Source organism: Pseudomonas sp. SH10-3B (assembly GCF_019891415.1).
In the GTDB taxonomy this organism is placed as follows: domain Bacteria; phylum Pseudomonadota; class Gammaproteobacteria; order Pseudomonadales; family Pseudomonadaceae; genus Aquipseudomonas.
This window is the reverse complement of sequence record NZ_JAFLXD010000031.1, coordinates 34,155-54,758: the sequence shown is the minus strand read 5'-3', so window position 1 is coordinate 54,758 and position 20,604 is coordinate 34,155. Positions and strand designations below refer to the sequence as shown.

Annotated in this window: 15 protein-coding genes; 8 read left to right on the top strand and 7 right to left on the bottom strand. The window is 58.7% G+C overall.

The window, feature by feature from the left end:
• The 8 genes from folK to J1G35_RS21160 all read left to right on the top strand — a co-directional run bounded on the left by folK (window position 1) and on the right by J1G35_RS21160 (window position 11,269).
• Window positions 1-498 (top strand): 2-amino-4-hydroxy-6-hydroxymethyldihydropteridine diphosphokinase, encoded by a 498-nt coding sequence (gene folK, locus J1G35_RS21195; protein WP_223015934.1) that lies wholly within the window; start codon window positions 1-3, stop codon window positions 496-498.
• Between the two features lie 214 nt (window positions 499-712).
• Window positions 713-1,513 carry a 3-methyl-2-oxobutanoate hydroxymethyltransferase gene (gene panB, locus J1G35_RS21190; protein WP_053137759.1) on the top strand — a complete coding sequence of 267 codons (801 nt, stop codon included), beginning with the start codon at window positions 713-715 and terminating at the stop codon, window positions 1,511-1,513.
• Window positions 1,510-2,361 carry a pantoate--beta-alanine ligase gene (gene panC / locus J1G35_RS21185; RefSeq protein ID WP_223015933.1) on the top strand — a complete coding sequence of 284 codons (852 nt, stop codon included), beginning with the start codon at window positions 1,510-1,512 and terminating at the stop codon, window positions 2,359-2,361. Before panB ends, panC begins: the two co-directional genes overlap by 4 nt.
• A 223-nt stretch (window positions 2,362-2,584) precedes the next feature.
• Window positions 2,585-4,249 (top strand): glucose-6-phosphate isomerase, encoded by a 1,665-nt coding sequence (gene pgi, locus J1G35_RS21180; RefSeq protein ID WP_053137765.1) that lies wholly within the window; start codon window positions 2,585-2,587, stop codon window positions 4,247-4,249.
• Window positions 4,250-4,354: 105 nt separating this feature from the next.
• The gene (acs, locus tag J1G35_RS21175; RefSeq protein WP_223015932.1) at window positions 4,355-6,292 is read left to right on the top strand and encodes an acetate--CoA ligase; all 1,938 of its coding nucleotides are present in this window, start codon (window positions 4,355-4,357) and stop codon (window positions 6,290-6,292) included.
• Between the two features lie 15 nt (window positions 6,293-6,307).
• The gene (locus J1G35_RS21170; RefSeq protein WP_223015931.1) at window positions 6,308-7,177 is read left to right on the top strand and encodes an oxygenase MpaB family protein; all 870 of its coding nucleotides are present in this window, start codon (window positions 6,308-6,310) and stop codon (window positions 7,175-7,177) included.
• Between the two features lie 57 nt (window positions 7,178-7,234).
• Window positions 7,235-8,251, top strand: a complete 1,017-nt coding sequence (locus J1G35_RS21165; protein ID WP_053137772.1) for a class I SAM-dependent methyltransferase — start codon at window positions 7,235-7,237, stop codon at window positions 8,249-8,251.
• 87 nt (window positions 8,252-8,338) lie between these two features.
• Window positions 8,339-11,269: a DUF748 domain-containing protein gene (locus J1G35_RS21160; RefSeq protein ID WP_223015930.1), complete on the top strand. Its 2,931-nt coding sequence runs from the start codon at window positions 8,339-8,341 to the stop codon at window positions 11,267-11,269.
• A 221-nt stretch (window positions 11,270-11,490) separates the two neighbouring features.
• Here J1G35_RS21160 and J1G35_RS21155 read toward each other — a convergent pair whose 3' ends face one another.
• The 7 genes from J1G35_RS21155 to nusA all read right to left on the bottom strand — a co-directional run bounded on the left by J1G35_RS21155 (window position 11,491) and on the right by nusA (window position 20,602).
• Entirely contained in the window at window positions 11,491-12,111 is a 621-nt protein-coding gene (locus J1G35_RS21155; RefSeq protein WP_053137778.1) for a BON domain-containing protein, read from the bottom strand.
• 294 nt (window positions 12,112-12,405) lie between these two features.
• The gene (gene pnp / locus J1G35_RS21150) at window positions 12,406-14,511 is read right to left on the bottom strand and encodes a polyribonucleotide nucleotidyltransferase (protein WP_053137781.1); all 2,106 of its coding nucleotides are present in this window, start codon (window positions 14,509-14,511) and stop codon (window positions 12,406-12,408) included.
• A 195-nt stretch (window positions 14,512-14,706) separates the two neighbouring features.
• Entirely contained in the window at window positions 14,707-14,976 is a 270-nt protein-coding gene (rpsO, locus tag J1G35_RS21145; RefSeq protein ID WP_003176135.1) for a 30S ribosomal protein S15, read from the bottom strand.
• Between the two features lie 115 nt (window positions 14,977-15,091).
• Entirely contained in the window at window positions 15,092-16,009 is a 918-nt protein-coding gene (gene truB / locus J1G35_RS21140) for a tRNA pseudouridine(55) synthase TruB (RefSeq protein ID WP_223015929.1), read from the bottom strand.
• A gap of 3 nt (window positions 16,010-16,012) precedes the next feature.
• Window positions 16,013-16,408, bottom strand: a complete 396-nt coding sequence (rbfA, locus tag J1G35_RS21135; RefSeq protein WP_053137787.1) for a 30S ribosome-binding factor RbfA — start codon at window positions 16,406-16,408, stop codon at window positions 16,013-16,015.
• Window positions 16,409-16,567: 159 nt separating this feature from the next.
• A complete protein-coding gene (gene infB / locus J1G35_RS21130; protein WP_053137792.1) occupies window positions 16,568-19,093 on the bottom strand; it encodes a translation initiation factor IF-2 in 2,526 nt (841 codons plus the stop codon).
• 27 nt (window positions 19,094-19,120) lie between these two features.
• Window positions 19,121-20,602: a transcription termination factor NusA gene (nusA, locus tag J1G35_RS21125; RefSeq protein WP_003212187.1), complete on the bottom strand. Its 1,482-nt coding sequence runs from the start codon at window positions 20,600-20,602 to the stop codon at window positions 19,121-19,123.
• Between the last annotated feature and the right edge of the window lie 2 nt (window positions 20,603-20,604).

Genomic DNA, 20,604 nt, shown 5'->3' with positions numbered 1-20,604 from the left:
GTGGAACGCATCTACATCGGCATGGGCAGCAACCTGGCTGCCCCGGATCAACAATTGCGCAGCGCTGTCGAGGCGTTGGCACAATTGCCAGACACTTGCGTCGCCGGCGTTTCCGCCTTTTACCAAAGTGATTCGCTGCTACCGGGCCAACCGCGCTATACCAACGCGGTTGCCGCCCTGGACAGCAGCCTTGCGCCACTAGAGCTGCTGGACGCGCTGCAAGCCATCGAAAACGACCAAGGCCGCGAGCGCCTGGAGCGTTGGGGGCCTCGCACCCTTGACCTGGACATTCTGCTGTTTGGCGATCGCCTGATCGACGAACCGCGCTTGAAGGTGCCCCACTACCAGATGCACCTGCGTGCATTTGTGTTGTATCCGCTGGCCGAACTGGCGCCTGCCGCATTGCAATTGCCGGATGGCGAACGCCTCAGTGCCCTGCTTGAAGCCTGCCCGTTTGTCGGCCTGGAACGGCTCCCCGTTGCTGAATCGCGTCAGTAACAGCGGTAACACCGTCATCGTAACAATGCGGTAACACATCCAATTGACTTCCCGTGTCCTCCTCACGACTATAGGCGTCCCGCTGCCGCCAACCCGGCAATGAAGGGCGCAATCCAGGCCTTATAAGCACTGCTCTCAAGACAGTGCGCCTGTATAAACGAAGACTCACGCGCGTTACTCGCTGTTTCCAAGCGCCTGAACGAGGACCCTTTTCATGCCAGACATTACCCTGACCACCTTGCAGAGCCTCAAGCTCAAAGGTGAAAAAATCACCATGCTGACCTGCTATGACGCCACCTTCGCCCACGCCAGTTGCCAGGCCGGGGTTGAAGTGTTGCTGGTGGGTGACTCCCTGGGCATGGTTCTTCAAGGGAATGACAGCACGCTGCCCGTCACCACCGATGAACTCGCCTATCACACCGCCAGCGTCAAGCGCGGCAACGACGGCGCATTTATCATCGCCGACCTGCCGTTCATGGATTACGCCACTGTCGAGCAGACGTTCCACAACGCTGGCAAACTGATGCGCGCCGGTGCGCACATGGTCAAAGTGGAAGGCGCCGTATGGCTCGCCGAGTCGATTCGCCTGCTGGCTGAACGCGGCGTGCCGGTCTGTGCACATATGGGCCTTACACCACAGTCGGTGAACATCCTCGGCGGCTACAAGGTACAAGGCCGCAACGAAGCCCAGGCGCGCCAGATGCGTGCCGATGCCATCGCCCTGGAACAAGCGGGCGTTGCGATGATCCTGCTCGAATGCGTACCCAGCGAACTTGCAGCAGAAATCACCCAGGCCGTTAAAGTGCCGGTGATCGGTATTGGCGCAGGCTCGGCCACCGATGGCCAGGTGCTGGTACTGCACGACATGCTCGGTTTGTCGATTACCGGCCGCGTACCGAAGTTCGTGAAGAACTTCATGACCGGCCAGGACAGCATCCACGCCGCCTTGAGTGCTTACGTTGCCGAAGTCAAAGGCGTGACCTTCCCAGGCGCCGAACACGGATTCTCTGCATGAACACCGTAAAAACCGTACGCGAGCTACGCGCCGCCGTCGCCCACGCCCGCAAGGCCGGCAAACGCATCGGCTTCGTGCCTACCATGGGTAACCTGCACAGTGGCCATGCCAGCCTGGTCAGCAAGGCTGTGCAGCAGGCGGACTTTGTCGTGGCGAGTATCTTCGTCAACCCACTGCAATTTGGCGCTGGCGAAGACCTGGACAAGTACCCACGCACCTTGGCAGCCGACCAGGAAAAGCTCCTGCAAGCCGGCTGTAACCTGCTGTTCGCGCCGACCGTCGAGGAGATGTACCCCGGCGGCACGACCGGCCAGACCCGCGTCAGCGTCCCGCAATTGTCCGAAGGTTTGTGCGGCGCCAGCCGTCCCGGGCATTTCGAAGGTGTGGCGACCGTGGTCAGCAAACTGTTCAACATGGTTCAGCCGGACATGGCTGTATTTGGCCAGAAGGACTACCAGCAACTGGCCGTGATTCGCGCCATGGTCCACGACCTGAACATGCCGATCCAGATCATTGGCGAGCCCACCGTGCGCGCCGATGATGGCTTGGCACTGTCCTCGCGCAACGGTTTTCTCAGCGAAGAAGAACGTGCGATCGCGCCGGTGCTGTACCGCAGCCTCAGCCAGATTGCCGCCGCCATCAAAAGCGGTGACCACGACTTCGCCAGGCTTCGCGCCGAACAGGTGCAGCAGATCGAGGCGGCCGGGTTGCGCCTGGATTACCTCGAAGTGCGCCAGGGCGTACACCTGCGGACCGCCACGGCTGAGGATCGGGATATTGTGATTCTGGTGGCGGCCTTTCTGGGCACCACCCGCCTGATCGACAACCTGCACCTGAACCTCAACTGACCTCTCTGAACACCCCGCCGATTGCCCTGATCGCTGTGCCGGTATAAAAAAGTACCGGCCACAGCGCAGACAAAGCCAAGACATATCGACACGCTAGGTTTAATGTAATCGCCCGGCGCTATAGTTAGCGCTGTCTGGAACCCACTCCTTGAGATAAGACTGGATGTTCCGGGCTTTGAAGTGTCCTAAAGGCAGTCCCCGTAATAAAAGGAAACCCGCAGCGATGGCGTACTACCGCACTCCTCATGACGTTACCGCTCTGCCCGCCTGGCAAGCGCTCAATCAACATCGCCAAGCCATGCAGGATTTCAGCATGCGCGAAGCGTTCAATGCCGATCCTCAGCGCTTTTCCCAGTTCACGTTGAGCAGCTGCGGACTTTTCCTCGATTACTCGAAAAACCTGATCACCAGCGAGACCCGCGACCTGCTGGTGGGCCTGGCCAACGAGGTGGGTCTTAAAGACGCAATCAATTCGCTGTATGCCGGCGAACCGGTCAACTCCTCCGAAGGCCGCCCAGCCCTGCACACCGCCTTGCGCCGCCCGGTGGGCGACAAGCTGTCGGTCAACGGCGTGAATATCATGCCGGACGTGCACAAGGTGCTGAACCAGATCACTGACCTGGTCGGCCGCATCCACGACGGCCTGTGGCGCGGTTACACCGAAAAGCCGATCACCGACGTGGTGAACATTGGCATCGGCGGCTCGTTCCTCGGCCCGGAACTGGTTTCTGAAGCGCTGTTGTCCTACGCCCACAAAGGCGTGCGCTGCCACTACCTGGCGAACATCGATGGCAGCGAGTTCCACGAGCTGACCATGAAGCTGCGTGCCGAGACCACGCTGTTCATCGTCTCGTCGAAATCCTTCAACACCCTGGAAACCCTGAAAAACGCCCAGGCCGCCCGCGCCTGGTACCTGGCCCAGGGTGGCTCGGAAGCCGAGCTGTATCGCCACTTTATCGCCGTGTCGAGCAACAACGCGGCAGCCGTGGCCTTCGGTATTCGCGAAGAAAACATCTTCCCGATGTGGGACTGGGTGGGCGGCCGTTATTCGTTGTGGTCGGCCATCGGCTTGCCAATCGCCCTGGCCATCGGCATGTCCAACTTCAAGGAACTGCTGTCCGGGGCCTACACCATGGACCAGCATTTCCAGAACGCGCCCTTCGAACAAAACATGCCGGTGCTGCTGGGCCTGCTGGGCGTGTGGTACGGCAACTTCTGGGGCGCACAAAGCCATGCGATCCTGCCGTACGACCACTACCTGCGTAACATCACCAAGCACTTGCAACAGCTGGACATGGAATCCAACGGCAAGAGCGTGCGCCAGGACGGCAAACCGGTGTCCACCGACACCGGCCCCGTGATTTGGGGGGGCGTAGGCTGCAACGGCCAACATGCTTATCACCAGTTGCTGCACCAAGGCACCCAACTGATCCCGGCCGACTTCATCGTGCCGATCGTCAGCTTCAACCCGGTGTCCGACCACCATCAGTGGCTGTACGCCAACTGCCTGTCCCAGAGCCAGGCACTGATGCTCGGCAAGACCCGCAGCGAAGCCGAAGCCGAGCTGCGCGACAAAGGCATCGCGGAAGACGAGGTGCAGAAGCTGGCGCCACACAAGGTCATCCCGGGCAACCGTCCGAGCAACACCCTGGTGGTGGAGCGCATCAGCCCGCGTCGTCTGGGCGCGCTGGTGGCCATGTACGAGCACAAGGTGTTCGTGCAGAGCGTCATCTGGGGCATCAATGCCTTCGACCAATGGGGCGTGGAGCTGGGCAAGGAGCTGGGCAAGGGCGTATACAACCGCCTGACCGGCGCCGAAGAAACCTTGGCCGAAGACGCTTCGACCCAGGGCCTGATCAACTACTTCCGTGGTCGTCACCGCGGCTGATGCAGGTATTACAGGGCCAACGTCCGTTTGGACGTTGGCCTTGAACCCTCCCTCTACTGAGTGCATCTTTATGACTTGTCGCAAAAACAAGAATAAGGATCGCTCATGTTCGATATCAGCACGTTTCCGACCGCCGATGCCGTCCGCCGGGCTGCGCAACTCAGTCAAGAGGACTACCAGCGCCTCTATCGCCAATCCATCGAACAGCCGGACACGTTCTGGGCCGAACAGGCCAAGGGCTTTCTCGACTGGATAACGCCGTGGCACACCGTCCAGCAGTCAGACATCAAGACCGGCGCCGCCCAATGGTTTGCCGGTGGCCAGTTAAACGTCAGCTACAACTGCATCGACCGCCACCTGGCGCAACGCGCCGATCAGCCGGCCTTCATCTGGGAAGGCGATGATCCTGCAAACTCCTGCAAAATCACCTACCGCCAACTGCACCAAAACGTCTGCCGCCTGGCCAATGTGCTGAAAAGCCGTGGCGTGAAGAAAGGCGACCGGGTGTGTATCTACATGCCGATGATCCCGGAAGCGGCCTACGCAATGTTGGCCTGCACACGGATTGGCGCGGTGCACTCGGTGGTATTTGGCGGGTTCTCACCGGATGCCTTGCGCGACCGCATTCTGGACGCCGACTGCCGCACGGTGATCACCGCCGATGAAGGCGTGCGCGGCGGTAAGCCGGTGGCGCTGAAACAGAATGTCGACAAGGCCCTGGCGAGTTGCCCCAACGTCCGCACGGTGCTGGTAGTACAACGCACCGGCGCCCAAGTGAATTGGAGCGAAGGCCGCGACCTCAAGTATCAACAGGCCCTGGATGCGGCGAGCGACGATTGCCCTCCCGAACCGATGGACGCCGAAGACCCGCTGTTTATCCTCTACACCTCCGGCAGCACCGGCAAACCCAAGGGCGTGCTGCACACCACGGGAGGCTACTTGCTCCAGGCGGCAATGACCTTTAAGTACGTGCTCGATTACCGCGACGGTGAGGTGTTCTGGTGCACCGCCGATGTGGGCTGGGTCACCGGCCACAGCTATATCGTGTATGGACCGTTGGCCAATGGCGCTACCTCGCTGATGTTCGAAGGTGTGCCAAGCTACCCGGACAGTTCGCGCTTCTGGCAGGTCATCGATAAACATCAGGTGAACATCTTCTACACCGCCCCTACCGCCTTGCGTGCCTTGATGCGCGAGGGCCACGGCCCGTTGGAGACGACCTCCCGCGCCAGCCTGCGCCTGCTCGGCAGCGTGGGCGAGCCGATCAACCCGGAAGCCTGGGACTGGTACTTCAACGCTGTGGGCGAACAGCGTTGCCCTATTGTCGATACCTGGTGGCAGACCGAAACCGGCGGCATCATGCTCAGCCCATTGGTCAGCGCCCAACGGATCAAACCGGGTTGCGCCACCCAGCCGATGTTTGGCGTACAGCCCGTGCTGCTGGATGAACAAGGCAAGGTCATCAACGGCGCAGGCAGCGGTGTGCTGGCGATCAAGGCCAGCTGGCCGGGGCAGATTCGCAGCGTGTACGGCGACCCGCAGCGCATGGTCGACACCTATTTCAAACCCTACCCTGGCTACTACTTCACGGGTGATGGCGCGCGCCGTGATGAAGACGGCGACTACTGGATCACCGGGCGTATCGACGATGTGATCAACGTGTCCGGCCATCGTATTGGCACGGCCGAGGTGGAAAGTGCGCTGGTGCTGCATGACCAGGTGGCCGAGGCCGCCGTGGTGGGCTACCCCCACGATGTCAAAGGCCAGGGCATCTATGCCTTCGTCACCCCCATGAATGGCGTCGAACCCAGCGACGCACTGAAAAAACATCTGCTGGAGTTGGTCAGCAAGGAAATCGGCAGCTTTGCCAAGCCGGAACTGATCCAATGGGCACCGGCCTTACCGAAAACCCGATCCGGCAAGATCATGCGCCGGATTTTGCGCAAGATTGCCTGCAACGAACTGGACAGCCTGGGTGACACCTCGACCCTGGCCGACCCCAGCGTCGTCGACGGCCTGATCGACAAACGCCTGAACCGCTAGGAAACCCGAGTCGCCATGGAATTTATCCGCAGCCGTATCGAAACCCAACTGATGAGCCTCACCGGCTTGTCACTGGGCCAACTGGACCTGGAAAACCCCAAGGGCGATCCAGGCCTGTTCGGGCCGGACTCGGTCTGTTGGCAAGTCCATGGTGACTTCAGCAGCATGCTCATCGGCGGCATCAGCGCCTTGATGCTGCAAGCCTTGCACCCATTGGCCCTGGCCGGCGTGTGGGACCATTCGAACTTTCGCCAGGACATGCTCGGGCGCCTACGCCGTACTTCGCAGTTTATCTCCGGCACTACATTCGGCTCGCGCAAAGACGCCGACTGGCTGATCGAAAAAGTGCGCACCATTCACTTGCAAGTGATCGGTCATGCGCCTGATGGACGGCCGTATGCGGCCAGCGATCCGGAGCTGCTCACCTGGGTGCATGTGGCAGAGGTCAGCAACTTTCTCGCCGCTCACGTGCGCTATCGCAACCCGAGTCTTTCGGGCCACGATCAGGACCGTTACTACAGCGAGATCGCCCTGGTGGCGGAGCGCCTGGGTGCGCGGCATGTGCCACGCTCACGGCAGGAGATTTCCGATTATCTGGCGCGCATCCGCCCGCAACTGCTGTGCGACGACCGCAGCCGTGAAGTGCTGCGCCTGCTGCTGAACGCCCCCTCCCCCAGTGCGCTGGCCAAGCCATTTGGTGCGTTGATGATGCAAGCCGGAATCGACCTGCTGCCGGACTGGGCCAGCGCCATGCTCGATCAGCACCAGAACCCGCTGCAACGCCAGATGATTCGCACCGGGGTCAGGCGCAGCGCGCCGTTGCTGCGCTGGGCAATGCGCGATGGTTCGGTGCAGCGTGCACACCGGCGGATGGGGTTGATGTAGGCGGTAGCCCATAACTGTTAGACTTCGCGCCCTCATTTCCCCAGCAAGGCGCGCTCCATGTCTCCCTTGAATCAGGCGCTGCGCGCCGCCCTCGATCATCGCCAAGACCTGATCAACGAGCTGCACGCCCAGGGCACCGACTGCTATCGGCTGTTCCATGGCAGCCAGGAAGGCGCCGGCGGCCTGACCATCGATCGCTATGGCCCGCAGTTACTGGTGCAAAGCTTCCATCAGTCGCTGGAAACCGCCGACCTGCTGGACCTGCATCAACTGATCAACCAGTACATGGGCCTGGAGTTGCTCCTGGTATATAACGACCGCTCCCGCGGTAACTCGCGGGTCGATCGCGAAGATTCGGTGTACCGCGCCGAGCCTGCCGCGCTGGAAGACCTGGTGGGCCACGAATGGGGCCTTAATTACCGTGTGCGTGGGCGCCACGCCGGTCAGGACCCGCTGCTGTTTCTTGACCTGCGCAATACGCGCGGCTGGGTCAAGGACCACAGTGCCGGCAAGAGCGTACTGAACCTGTTTGCCTACACCTGTGGCGTAGGCCTGAGCGCAGCGGCCGGCGGAGCGCGCGAGGTGTGTAACCTGGACTTCGCCGAGGGTAACCTGGCGGTCGGGCGTGAGAACGGCGTGCTCAATCCCCAGCTTCCAACCATGGAGTTCGTGCAATCGGACTACTTCCCGGCGATTCGCCAATTGGCCGGACTGCCGATCACTCAGCGTCGTGGGCAGAAACTGCCGAGCTATCCACGCCTGGAGCAGCGCCAATATGACCTGGTATTGCTTGATCCCCCTGCCTGGGCCAAAAGCGCCTTCGGTACCGTCGACCTATTGCGCGACTACCAGAGCCTGCTCAAGCCTGCACTGCTCGCTACTGCCGACAATGGCGTGCTGATCTGCTGCAACAATCTGGCAAAAGTCAGCATGGAGGATTGGCGTGAACAGGTGCTGCGTTGTGCGGAAAAGGCTGGGCGTCCGGTGCGGGATTGGAAAATCATGACGCCAGGCGCGGACTTTCCTTCACAAGATCAACAGCCACCGCTGAAGACTCTGATACTTCAGCTGTAAGAAGCATCCTAAAGGCCCGGTTCTTCGGAACCGAAAACCCGTGCCATACTCCAAGGCACTCCTGTTTGACATAGATGGCGCCGCCCCATGCCCAAAGGATTGATTCGCGCCGCTGGCGCCTTGTTGACCGCCCTCGCGTTGTACAGCTTGCTGGGCTTTCTGATTTTGCCTGGCATCGCTCTTCGCGTTGCCAACCAACAGTTGGCCAATTACGCCACGGTGCCGGCACGCATCGAACGGATCGAACTTAACCCGTTCAGCCTGGAAGTAACGGTATGGGGCTTGAAGATCGGCGAGCCCGGTAAGGAACAGGTAGGTTTCGAACGGCTTTACGCCAACCTGCAGGTCGATAGCCTGTGGACCCGCGCCCTGCACCTGGCTGATGTGCAACTGGACAAGCCCAAGACCGAGTTGTTGTTCGACAAATCAGGCCAGCTGAATCTGGCGCAGTTGTTCAAGCTGCCACCGAGCGAGCCTACCCCTGCTAACCCCGACACCAAACCGTTCCCGCTGCGTGTCGACAGTATCAAGCTGACCAGCGGTTACGTGCATTTTCAAGACTTGCGCCCCAGCGAACCTATCGAATTCCTCTACGACACCCTCGACTTCGAGCTGAAGAACCTCAGCACCCTGCCAGAAGACAACGCGGACATGACCCTGGTGGCCGCCGGTCCTGAAGGTGGGCAGATCGACTGGAAAGGCAACTTCAGCCTGGTGCCGATCACCTCCGAAGGTACGCTGAAGGTCACCGGCGGCAAGATGAAAGCCTGGTGGCCTTATGTGCGTGACGCCTTGCCACTGGTGCTTGAAGACGGCGTGCTCAACTTCAGCACCGCGTACAAGTTCTCCCTGGCCAAAGAGACCGAACTGAACCTGACCAACACCGCCGCCAGCATCGCGCCCTTTGCCATCAAAGCGCCGGATGGCCGCCCATTGGTGCGCCTGGAACGCCTGGACGTCAGCGAAACGACGATCGACCTGGCCAAGCAGCAAGTGGTGGTCGGCAAAATCCGCAGTAACAAACTGGAAACCTGGGCAGCCCGTGAGGCCGACGGGCAACTGGACTGGCAAAAGCTGTTCGCCAGTCAACCGAACAAACCGGCCAAGGCGCCGGAGCCTGCCAGTGCACCCGCCACTGCAGACTCGCCAAAACCTGAACCGGTCGCGCCCAGCAAACCTTGGCAAGTGCTGCTCAAGGATGTGCAACTGCGCAATTATCAGGTGCACTTGGCCGACCGCCAGGCCAAACCGGCCGTCGCACTGGAACTGGGCCCGCTGAACGTCGACGTGCAGAACTTCGACAGTCTCAACCAGAGCCCGTTTACCCTGAAGGTCGACACCGGCCTGGGCAAGCAGGGCAAGATCCAGGCAACCGGCGTGGTCAATCTCAACCCGGTCAGCGCCAAGCTGAAGGTCAACACCCAAGACATCGACCTGCGAGTGGCCCAATCCTATATCAGCCCGTTTATTCGTCTGGAGCTGCGTAGCGGCATGCTTGGCAGCAACCTGGACGTGAACCTGAAAAGCACCGATCCCCTGGCGCTGCAGATCACCGGCCGAGCGCAGGTCGATCAATTGCACACTCTGGACACCCTTAAGACCCGCGACTTCCTCAAGTGGCAACGACTGGTGCTGGAGGGCGTGAACTACCAGCACGGCGATAGCCTGTCGATCGACAAGGTCAATCTGTTGCAGCCGTATGCGCGCTTCATGATCAATGATGATCGCACCACCAACGTCGATGATCTCTTGATCCCACAGCCGGCCAGCAGTGGCACCCAGTCGGCGGCAAAACCGACCAGCAAAGACAAACCTCTGGGCATTCATATCGGGCAGATTGCGATCAACGACGGCTCCGCCAACTTTGCCGACTTCAGCCTCACACCCAACTTCGCCACTGCCATCCAACAGCTGAACGGGCAGATCGGCACCATCGACAGTCGCCAAGCCAAACCGGCCAGTGTGGATATCAAAGGGAAGGTCGATCGCTACGCGCCCGTTACGATCAAGGGCAGCGTGAACCCGTTTGATCCGATGGCCGCACTGGATATTGCCACCAGCTTTAAACGTGTCGAGCTGACCACCCTGACGCCCTACTCTGGTAAGTTCGCCGGTTTCCGGATCCGCAAGGGCCGCCTCAACCTCGACCTCCACTATGTGATCATCAAAGGCCAGTTGAAGGCCGAAAACAAAGTAGTGGTCGAGCAACTGCAACTGGGTGAAAAAGTCGACAGCGCCGACGCCGTGGACTTGCCGATTCGCCTGGCGATCGCCCTGCTTAAGGACAGTGACGGCAAGATCTCTATCGAACTGCCCGTGACAGGTGATTTGAACAATCCGCAATTCAGTGTGATGCCGATCGTGTGGCAGACCCTGCGTAACTTGGTGGTACGCGCCGCTACGGCGCCATTCAAGTTCATTGGTGGGCTGGTAACCGGAGGGGGTTCGGAGGACTTGGGTAATGTGTCGTTCGCCGCGGGCTCCAGCGAATTGAACAAAGACGCCGAGGACGCCCTGGGCAAGCTAGCCAAGGCGCTCAAGGAACGCCCTACCCTACGCCTGGAAATCGAAGGCACGGCCGATGCCAGCAGTGATGGCCCGTTCCTGGCCGGTCAGCGCCTGGAACGTGAATACCAATATAACTACTACAAAATCCTGCAGCGCCGTGGCGATAAAGTCCCGGCCCAAGCATCGTTGCTTGTGGTCCCCGAGAAGGAAAAGGCACCGTTGCTGGAAGGCATTTACCGCACCCGCCTCAAACAACAACCACCGGCCGAATGGAAAAACCTGAGCGATGAAGACCGTACCGCGAAACTGCGTGACGGGGTGATCACGTTCTGGAGTTCCAGTGATGTGCTGCTGCGTCAACTGGGCCAGGACCGCGCAAGCACGATCAAGGATTACCTGGTGGACAAAGGCCAGCTGGAAGATGACCGGGTGTACTTTATTGATGCCAGCCTGGGCCAGGCAGAGAAGGATGGCCGTGTCGTGACCCCAATGCACTTGGATGCCGAGTAATCAGCGATCCACATGGATCAAGGTGTGGGAGCAAGCCCCACCTTTGATCTTTATCCGATTCACGTTTGTTTCAGCCCACAATAGAACAGGCCCCGACACAAGTGCCGGGGCCTGTAATGACCACATCCGTGTGGTCGGTCGCATGAACCCTTGAGGTGCATTAAGTGGATATCTGACTCACCCGTTGCCGCCTCTGTCTAGTTCAGACGAATCGTTAAGCGTTACTCTGCTTTCAGGCCATCGGCCGATACAGCTTTAACGCCTTTGATTTTCTTGGTGATATTCACCGCGGTGGTTTTCTGTGCTTCGGTCACTGCAACCGAAGAGGACAGGGAAACCACGCCTTTGTTGGTTTCGACTTTGATGTCGGTGCCAGGAATACCTTTCTCGGTTACCAGGTCAGCTTTCACTTTGGTGGTGATCCAGGTATCGGAGGTTGCGCCCTTGGCATCAGCAGCTGCGCTTTTGGTTTTGTCGATGCCGTCGGCCTTGGTAGCGCCGCCAGCCAGCAGGCCGTCAGCAGAAACGGCAGTTACACCTTTAATGCGCTTGGTGATTGCTACGGCGGTAGCTTTTTGCGAATCAGAGATCGCAACGGTCGAAGACAGGGAAACCACGCCTTTGTTGGTTTCAACCTTGATGTCCGAACCAGGAATGCCTTTTTCAGTCAGCAGGTCAGCTTTGACTTTGGTGGTGATCCAAGTATCCGAAGTGGATTCTTTAGCCTTGGTCACTTCACCAGCGGCCAGGGTCATTGGAGCTTGGGAAGTCTGAGCAAAGGCCACGTTAGCACCCATGGCCAGGGTCAGAGCGGTAGCAGCAGCGAAAGCGAACTTCTTCATACGAGTAACTCCTGTTTTATAAAAAGTCTGCAGCGTGTAAACCTTGATGCTGCAGCGTTAACAGGGTTGTTGCAGGCAGTGTGCCAAGTCCTGACACTCAATTAAATCCTTAAAAAACAACAAGTTACGGAAACAGCAAATTTTCGAAATCGTGCAAGTTGCATGAAGTCGATCGTGCCTGCATGCAAGTTGCGGCTTTTAGGATTTACTAAGCGCCTGATTTATCGGTACTTTCCCATGAACATAAAAAAAGGACTCCGAGGAGTCCTTCTTTTCAGCATGAGCCAGGGGTGATTAAACGCCCGAAGCCTTGGCTGCTGCTACATCCTTGATGGAGAGCTTGATACGGCCGCGGTTGTCCACGTCCAGTACCAACACTTCCACTTCCTGGCCTTCTTTCAGAATGTCGGTCACTTTCTCAACGCGAGCGTCACTCAGCATGGAGATGTGAACCAGACCGTCTTTGCCCGGCAGGATGTTGACGAATGCGCCGAAGTCGACGATGCGCTCAACCTTACCGACGTAGATCTTGCCGATCTCAGCTTCAGCGGTGATGCCCAGGACGCGCTGACGCGCAGCTTCTGCAGCTTCCTTGGTTTCGCCGAAGATCTTGATCGAGCCGTCGTCTTCGATGTCGATCGAAGCCTTGGTCTCTTCACAGATCGCACGAATGGTCGCGCCGCCTTTACCGATAACATCGCGGATTTTGTCGGTGTCGATTTTCATCGCGATCATGGTCGGAGCATTTTCCGACAGTTCGGTACGCGACTGACCAATGATCTGGTTCATCTGACCGAGGATGTTCAGGCGCGCTTCCAGGGCTTGGCCCAGGGCGATCTCCATGATTTCTTCGGTGATACCTTTGATCTTGATGTCCATCTGCAACGCGGTAACACCTTTAGCGGTACCGGCTACTTTGAAGTCCATGTCGCCCAAGTGGTCTTCGTCACCCAGGATGTCGGTCAGGATGGCGAACTTCTCGCCTTCTTTAACCAGGCCCATGGCGATACCGGCAACCGGCGCCTTCATCGGCACACCCGCGTCCATCAGAGCCAGGGAAGCACCGCAGACCGAAGCCATGGAGCTGGAACCGTTGGACTCGGTGATTTCCGACACCACACGAATGGTGTACGGGAACACGTCAGCAGCAGGCAGCATGGCCTGAACCGAACGACGGGCCAGACGGCCGTGACCGATTTCGCGACGACCAGCGCCACCCATGCGACCACACTCGCCCACCGAGAACGGCGGGAAGTTGTAGTGCAGCATGAACGGGTCTTTCTTCTCGCCTTCCAGGGTGTCCAGCAGCTGTGCGTCACGGGCAGTACCCAGGGTCGCAACGACCAGTGCCTGGGTTTCACCACGGGTGAACAGTGCCGAACCGTGAGTCTTCGGCAGAACGCCGACTTCGATGTTCAGCGGACGAACGGTGCGAGTGTCGCGGCCATCGATACGCGGCTTGCCGTTAACGATGTTTTCGCGAACGGTGCGGTATTCGATTTCACCGAACGCTGCTTTGACTTCGCTGGAAGAAGGCTGGCCTTCTTCGCCGGACAGCTTGGCAACAACCTGGTCCTTCAGCTCACCCAAGCGAGCGTAACGGTCGGCCTTGACGGTGATGGTGTAGGCGTCGGAGATCGCTGCGCCGAACTCGGAGCGGATAGCGCCCAGCAGTTCGGTGGCTTCGGCTTGCGGAGCCCAGGCCCAAGTAGGCTTGGCAGCTTCGGCAGCCAGTTCTTTCACAGCGTTGATCACAACCTGGAACTCGTCGTGAGCAAACAGTACGGCGCCCAGCATCTGGTCTTCGGTCAGCTCTTTGGCTTCCGATTCAACCATCAATACGGCTTCCGAAGTACCCGCAACGACCATGTCCAGGCTCGACGCTTTCAGCTGCTCGTAAGTCGGGTTCAGCAGGTAACCGGTGCTTTCGTGGAAAGCAACGCGGGCTGCGCCGATCGGGCCATCGAAAGGAATACCGGAGATGGCCAGGGCAGCCGAAGTACCGATCATCGCAGCGACGTCAGGATCGGTTTTCTTGCTGGTGGAAACGACGGTGCAGACAACCTGCACTTCGTTCATGAAGCCTTCTGGGAACAGCGGACGGATCGGACGGTCGATCAGTCGGGAAGTCAGGGTTTCTTTCTCGGAAGGACGGCCTTCGCGCTTGAAGAAACCGCCAGGGATCTTACCGGCAGCGTAAGTCTTTTCCTGGTAGTGAACAGAGAGAGGGAAGAAGCCTTTGCTTGGGTCGGCGTGCTTGGCGCCAACAACGGTCACCAATACGGTAACGTCGTCGTCAACGGTAACCAGCACTGCGCCGGAGGCTTGACGGGCGATACGGCCTGTCTCGAGGGTAACGGTCGACTGACCGAACTGGAATTTTTTGATAACCGGGTTCACGGTGTCCTACCTTCTTTGTGGCTCTTGGGGAACTTGTCTTCTTGCGAAATTCTTGGGCAATGTCGGGAATCGGCCCAACCCTTGTCCAGGGGTAAAACGTGTATCCAGATAAAACTTGAGGCTGGGAGCCTACCATGGGCCAGCGGGAATCCCACTGACACACGGCAGACAACCAACCTCTAGCGCAATCGCTGATTAGCGACGCAGACCCAGGCGACCGATCAGAGCCTGATAACGACCCAGATCCTTGCCTTTCAGGTAGTCCAGCAGCTTACGGCGCTGGTTTACCATGCGGATCAGACCACGACGGGAGTGGTGATCTTTACCGTTGGCCTTGAAGTGACCTTGCAGCTTGTTGATGTTGTGGGTCAGCAGTGCAACTTGCACTTCTGGCGAACCAGTGTCACCAACAGCTTGCTGATAGTCAGCTACGATTTGTGCTTTTTCTTGAACGTCGAGAGCCATGAGGCAATCCTTTTTTCAGGAAACCACCCAAAGGGCAGTTTCAACAGGCCAGGGACAAATCCCTGTATCTAAAAATGAGTGTTGACCATGCCTGTTAACAGCCACACTCGTTCGGTCATTCTGACCGAATCAGTCGACGCGGCGCGATGCGCCCGTCTTCGCTCACTTCACCGATACCGATAAAGCGACCGTTATGATCCTGTACCCGCACCATGCCGAACTTCGGGGCATCCGGGGCGCGTACCGGCTGGCCATTCAGCCAGTAGAACGCGCTGTGCTCCGAAAAGTGCAGCAATGGCCAATCCAGCAAACCGCTGTCCGATGGCATCAGGAAGCGATCAACTGCTTCGTTTCCGCCTTCAGCGTGTACCGCTTCCAACTCCTCCAGCGTGACCGTTTGGGCCAGGCTGAAAGGTCCGGCCTGAGTGCGTCGCAGCTCTGCAACGTACGCGCCGCAACCGAGTTGTTCACCAATATCTTCCACCAGGGTACGGATATAGGTGCCTTTGCTGCAGTCGACGGCCAGGCGTGCGGTGTCACCTTCACAGGCGAGTAATTCCAAGCGCGCAATAGTAACAGAACGCGGTTCGCGCTCCACTACTTCACCCGCACGTGCCAGCTTGTAAAGGGGCTGCCCATCACGCTTGAGGGCCGAGTACATCGGCGGTATCTGACTGATTTTCCCACGAAAAGCAGGTAAAGCCGCTTCGATATCAGCACGACCAACGGTCACGTCGCGAACCTGCAAAACATCACCTTCGGCGTCAGCCGTGGTGGTGGTCTTACCCAGTTGCATCAGGGTTTCGTAACCCTTGTCGGAGTCGAGCAGATATTGCGAGAACTTGGTGGCCTCGCCAAAGCACAACGGCAGTACGCCGGTGGCCAGGGGATCGAGGCTGCCGGTGTGTCCGGCTTTCTCGGCATTGAGCAACCAGCGGACCTTCTGCAACGCAGCATTGGAGGTAAAGCCAAGCGGCTTGTCGAGCAGGATGATGCCGCTGACGTTGCGACGGATACGTTTGACCTGAGCCACCGCTTACTCCTTGGCGTCTTCAGGTGTGGATGGGTGCTGACTGTCTTCCGCCACGGCGCGCTCGATCAGTGCCGACAGGTGCGCGCCACGCACGACGCTTTCGTCGTAGTGGAAGTGCAACTGGGGCACGCTGCGCAGCTTCATTTCGCGGGCTAACTGCATGCGCAGGAAACCTGCAGCAGCGTTGAGCACCTTGATGCTTTGTGCGATTTCTTCGGCACTGTCCTCACCCATCACGGTGATGAAGATCTTGGCGTGACCCACGTCACGGCTCACTTCAACGGCGGTGATAGTGACCAGGCCAACGCGCGGGTCTTTGACTTCGCGACGGATCAGTTGGGCCAGCTCGCGCTGCATCTGATCGCCGATACGCTGGGTACGGCTGTATTCTTTTGCCATGTCTTGTTACCTGTTACTGCCACACGGTGAAACCCATGGGGTCTGAAAGCGGCAAACGCCCGGCCTGACAAAAGCCAGACCGGGCGTTGCGTTTAGAGTCCGTACGCTTTGCGGGGCATTTGCATGCCCACACGCGGCGTGGCTCCGGAAGTGCGCGAGTTAGAGGCTGCGAGCAACCTGAACCTTCTCGTAGACTTCGATCTTGTCGCCAGCCTTGACGTCGTTGTAGCTCTTGACGCCGATACCGCATTCCATGCCGGCACGTACTTCAGAAGCGTCATCCTTGAAGCGGCGCAGGGATTCCAGCTCGCCTTCGAAGATAACGATGTCTTCACGCAGTACACGGATTGGACGGTTACGGTACACAGTACCTTCGATAACCATGCAACCGGCGATCGCGCCGAATTTCGGCGAGCGGAACACGTCACGTACTTCGGCGATACCCAGGATATTCTCCCGAACGTCGCTGCCAAGCATGCCGGTGAGGGCTTTCTTGACGTCTTCGATGATGTCGTAGATGACGTTGTAGTAACGCATGTCCAGGCCTTCCTGCTCGACAATCTTGCGAGCGCCAGCATCAGCACGCACGTTGAAGCCAAACAGTACAGCGTTGGAAGCCAGTGCCAGGTTGGCGTCGGACTCGGTGATACCACCGACACCGCCACCCACAACACGCACTTGCACTTCGTCGTTACCCAGGCCATTCAAGGCGCCGTTCAACGCTTCGAGGGAACCACGAACGTCAGATTTGAGGACGATATTAAGCGTCTTCTTCTCTGCCTGGCCCATGTTCTCGAAGATGTTTTCCAGCTTGCCGGCGTGAGCGCGAGCCAGTTTGACTTCGCGGAACTTGCCTTGGCGGAACAAAGCCACTTCACGGGCTTTCTTCTCGTCAGACAGCACGCTCATCTCGTCGCCAGCGTCCGGAGTACCGTCCAGGCCGAGGATCTCGACAGGGATGGAAGGACCGGCTTCCTTGATTGGCTTGCCGTTCTCGTCGAGCATGGCACGTACACGGCCATAGTTCGAACCGACCAGAACCATGTCGCCTTGACGCAGAGTACCGTCTTGAACCAATACGGTTGCAACCGGGCCACGACCTTTGTCGAGACGCGACTCAACCACAACACCACGACCTGGGGCCGATGGGGTTGCTTTCAGTTCAAGTACTTCAGCTTGCAGAAGGACAGCTTCGAGCAGTTCGTCCACGCCAGTACCGACTTTGGCCGAAACCGAAACGAACGGCGTATCACCGCCCCACTCTTCAGACGTCACGCCATGAACCGACAGTTCGCTACGGATGCGATCGAGATCGGCGCCCGGCTTGTCGATCTTGTTCACAGCAACAACCAGAGGAACACCAGCGGCTTTAGCATGCTGGACAGCTTCAATGGTCTGCGGCATCACGCCGTCGTCCGCTGCAACAACCAGGATCACGATGTCAGTCGCCTTGGCACCACGGGCACGCATTGCGGTAAACGCGGCGTGACCTGGGGTATCGAGGAAGGTGACCATGCCGCGCTCGGTTTCAACGTGGTACGCACCGATATGCTGGGTGATACCACCGGCTTCGCCAGCAGCTACCTTGGCACGACGGATGTAGTCGAGCAGCGAAGTCTTACCATGGTCAACGTGACCCATTACGGTCACGACTGGCGCACGGGAGAACGTCTCACCTTCAAACTTCAGGGACTCAGCCAGGGAGTCTTCCAGAGCGGTGTCGCTGACCAGGGTCACTTTGTGGCCCAGTTCTTCGGCTACCAGTTGAGCAGTTTCCTGATCAAGCACCTGGTTGATGGTCGCTGGAGTACCCAGTTTGAACATGAACTTGATGATTTCAGCAGCCTTGACCGACATCTGGTTGGCAAGATCGCCAACAGTGATGGTCTCGCCGATCTGCACATCACGCACGACAGGGCCGGTTGGGCTCTGGAAACCGTGGGCGTTGCGCTTCTTCAGCTTGGCCTTGCCACGACCACCACGACGGAAGCTATCGCTTTCTTCGTCGGTAGTACGTGGGGCAACGCGTGGAGCTGGCGCTTTCTCTTTGACCGAAGCACGATGCGGAGCGTTTTTACGCTCGCCATCGCCACCACCACCGCGACGATTGTTATCGTCGGCACGTGGTTTATCCGGACGACGAGGTTCGTCACGCTTGCGGGCATCAGCTGCAGGCGCTGGTGCTGCGGCTGCCGGAGCAGCCTCACGCACAGCCTCTACAGGAGCGCTAGGCGCGGCGACTGCTTCAGTGGAAGCAGTTTGCGCAGCAGCAGGCTGGCGACGCGCTTCTTCTTCGGCGCGACGCTTGGCTTCTTCTTCAGCCTTCTGACGTGCAGCATTTTCTACTGCGCGACGTTCATCCAGTTCGCGTTTGCGCTCGGCTTCAATTTCTTCCGGGCTGCGCTGTACGAAGACTTTCTTCTTGCGTACTTCAACGCTGATGCTCTTGCTACCCGCAACACGCAGGGTGCTGGTGGTTTTGCGCTGCAATGTAATCTTGCGCGGTTCTTCCACTTTCGCCTTGTGGCTGCTCTTCAAGTGAGTCAGCAAAGACTGCTTCTCACTATCGCTCACACCTTCATCGGCGGCGGTGTGCGGCAGACCTGCCTCACGCATCTGCTGCAACAGGCGCTCTACCGGTGTTTTGACCTCATCGGCCAGTTGTTTCACCGTGACTTGCGTCATGCACTTCTCTCCTCAGGCCGCGCCTAATTACTCGAACCAATGGGCTCGGGCGGCCATGATCAACTTGCCGGCACGATCATCGTCAATGCCGTCGATGTCGAGCAGATCGTCAATAGACTGCTCGGCCAGGTCTTCGCGGGTAATTACGCCGCGCACCGCCAGTTCCATCGCCAAATCCTTGTCCATACCCTCAAGCGAGAGCAGGTCTTCGGCCGGATGGGCGTCTGCCAGCTTTTCCTCAGTAGCGATGGCTTTAGTCAACAAACGATCCTTGGCCCGAGCGCGAAGCTCGTTGACGGTGTCTTCGTCAAAGCCGTCGATGTTGAGCATTTCTTCCAACGGTACGTAGGCAATCTCTTCCAGGCTGGTAAAGCCTTCATCTACCAGCACCTGCGCCAGGTCTTCGTCGACTTCCAACTCGTCGATGAAGTTGCGCAGGATGTCACCGGTTTCAGCTTGCTGCTTAGCCTGGATGTCCGATTCGGTCATCACGTTCAGGGTCCAGCCGGTCAATTGGCTGGCCAGACGCACGTTCTGACCACCACGACCAATGGCCTGAGCCAGATTGTCTGCGCCAACGGCGATGTCCATTGCATGGGCATCTTCGTCAACGATAATTGCCGCCACTTCAGCCGGCGACATGGCGTTGATCACGAACTGCGCCGGGTTATCGTCCCATAGGACGATGTCCACACGCTCACCGCCCAATTCGCCCGACACTGCCTGGACGCGCGAACCGCGCATACCGATGCAAGCGCCTTGCGGGTCGATGCGTTTATCCTTGGAACGGACCGCGATCTTGGCGCGCGAACCCGGGTCGCGGGACGCAGCCATGACTTCGATCAGGCCTTCGGCAATTTCCGGCACCTCGATACGGAACAGCTCAATCAGCATTTCCGGCGCGGTACGCGACAGGATCAACTGAGGGCCACGGTTCTCGGTGCGGATTTCCTTGAGCAGCGCACGCAAACGCACGCCGACACGGAAGGTTTCGCGAGAGATGATGTCTTCGCGGGCCAGCAACGCTTCGGCGTTATTGCCCAGGTCGACGATCACATTGTCGCGGGTAACTTTTTTCACGGTGCCGGAGATGATTTCACCCAGGCGCTCGCGATAGGCGTCAACGACTTGAGCGCGCTCGGCCTCACGAACCTTCTGCACGATGACCTGCTTGGCGGTCTGTGCAGCAATGCGGCCGAACTCGATGGATTCGATCTTTTCTTCGACGACATCACCGACCTGGGCGCCTGGGTGCGTTTCAGCAACCTTGCTTGGCCAGGTTTCAATCGCCGGATCATCAAGATCGGCTTCTTCGACAACCGTCCAGCGACGGAACGTCTCGTAGGCGCCGGTGTGGCGGTTGATTTCCACACGCAGATCAACTTCGTCTTCAAAACGCTTTTTGGTAGCAGTGGCCAGGGCCAGCTCCAACGCTTCAAAAATCACGTTTGCCGGTACGCCCTTTTCATTGGATACCGACTCAACAACCAGCAGTACTTCTTTGCTCATCG

Coding starts and splice junctions, on each gene's coding strand:
- J1G35_RS21155 (WP_053137778.1), bottom strand. CDS start 12,111: ATGAAGAAGTTCGCTTTCGCTGCTGCTACCGCTCTGACCCTGGCCATG.
- nusA (WP_003212187.1), bottom strand. CDS start 20,602: ATGAGCAAAGAAGTACTGCTGGTTGTTGAGTCGGTATCCAATGAAAAG.
- infB (WP_053137792.1), bottom strand. CDS start 19,093: ATGACGCAAGTCACGGTGAAACAACTGGCCGATGAGGTCAAAACACCG.
- panB (WP_053137759.1), top strand. CDS start 713: ATGCCAGACATTACCCTGACCACCTTGCAGAGCCTCAAGCTCAAAGGT.
- acs (WP_223015932.1), top strand. CDS start 4,355: ATGTTCGATATCAGCACGTTTCCGACCGCCGATGCCGTCCGCCGGGCT.
- J1G35_RS21160 (WP_223015930.1), top strand. CDS start 8,339: ATGCCCAAAGGATTGATTCGCGCCGCTGGCGCCTTGTTGACCGCCCTC.
- rbfA (WP_053137787.1), bottom strand. CDS start 16,408: ATGGCAAAAGAATACAGCCGTACCCAGCGTATCGGCGATCAGATGCAG.
- J1G35_RS21170 (WP_223015931.1), top strand. CDS start 6,308: ATGGAATTTATCCGCAGCCGTATCGAAACCCAACTGATGAGCCTCACC.
- panC (WP_223015933.1), top strand. CDS start 1,510: ATGAACACCGTAAAAACCGTACGCGAGCTACGCGCCGCCGTCGCCCAC.
- pgi (WP_053137765.1), top strand. CDS start 2,585: ATGGCGTACTACCGCACTCCTCATGACGTTACCGCTCTGCCCGCCTGG.
- rpsO (WP_003176135.1), bottom strand. CDS start 14,976: ATGGCTCTCGACGTTCAAGAAAAAGCACAAATCGTAGCTGACTATCAG.
- J1G35_RS21165 (WP_053137772.1), top strand. CDS start 7,235: ATGTCTCCCTTGAATCAGGCGCTGCGCGCCGCCCTCGATCATCGCCAA.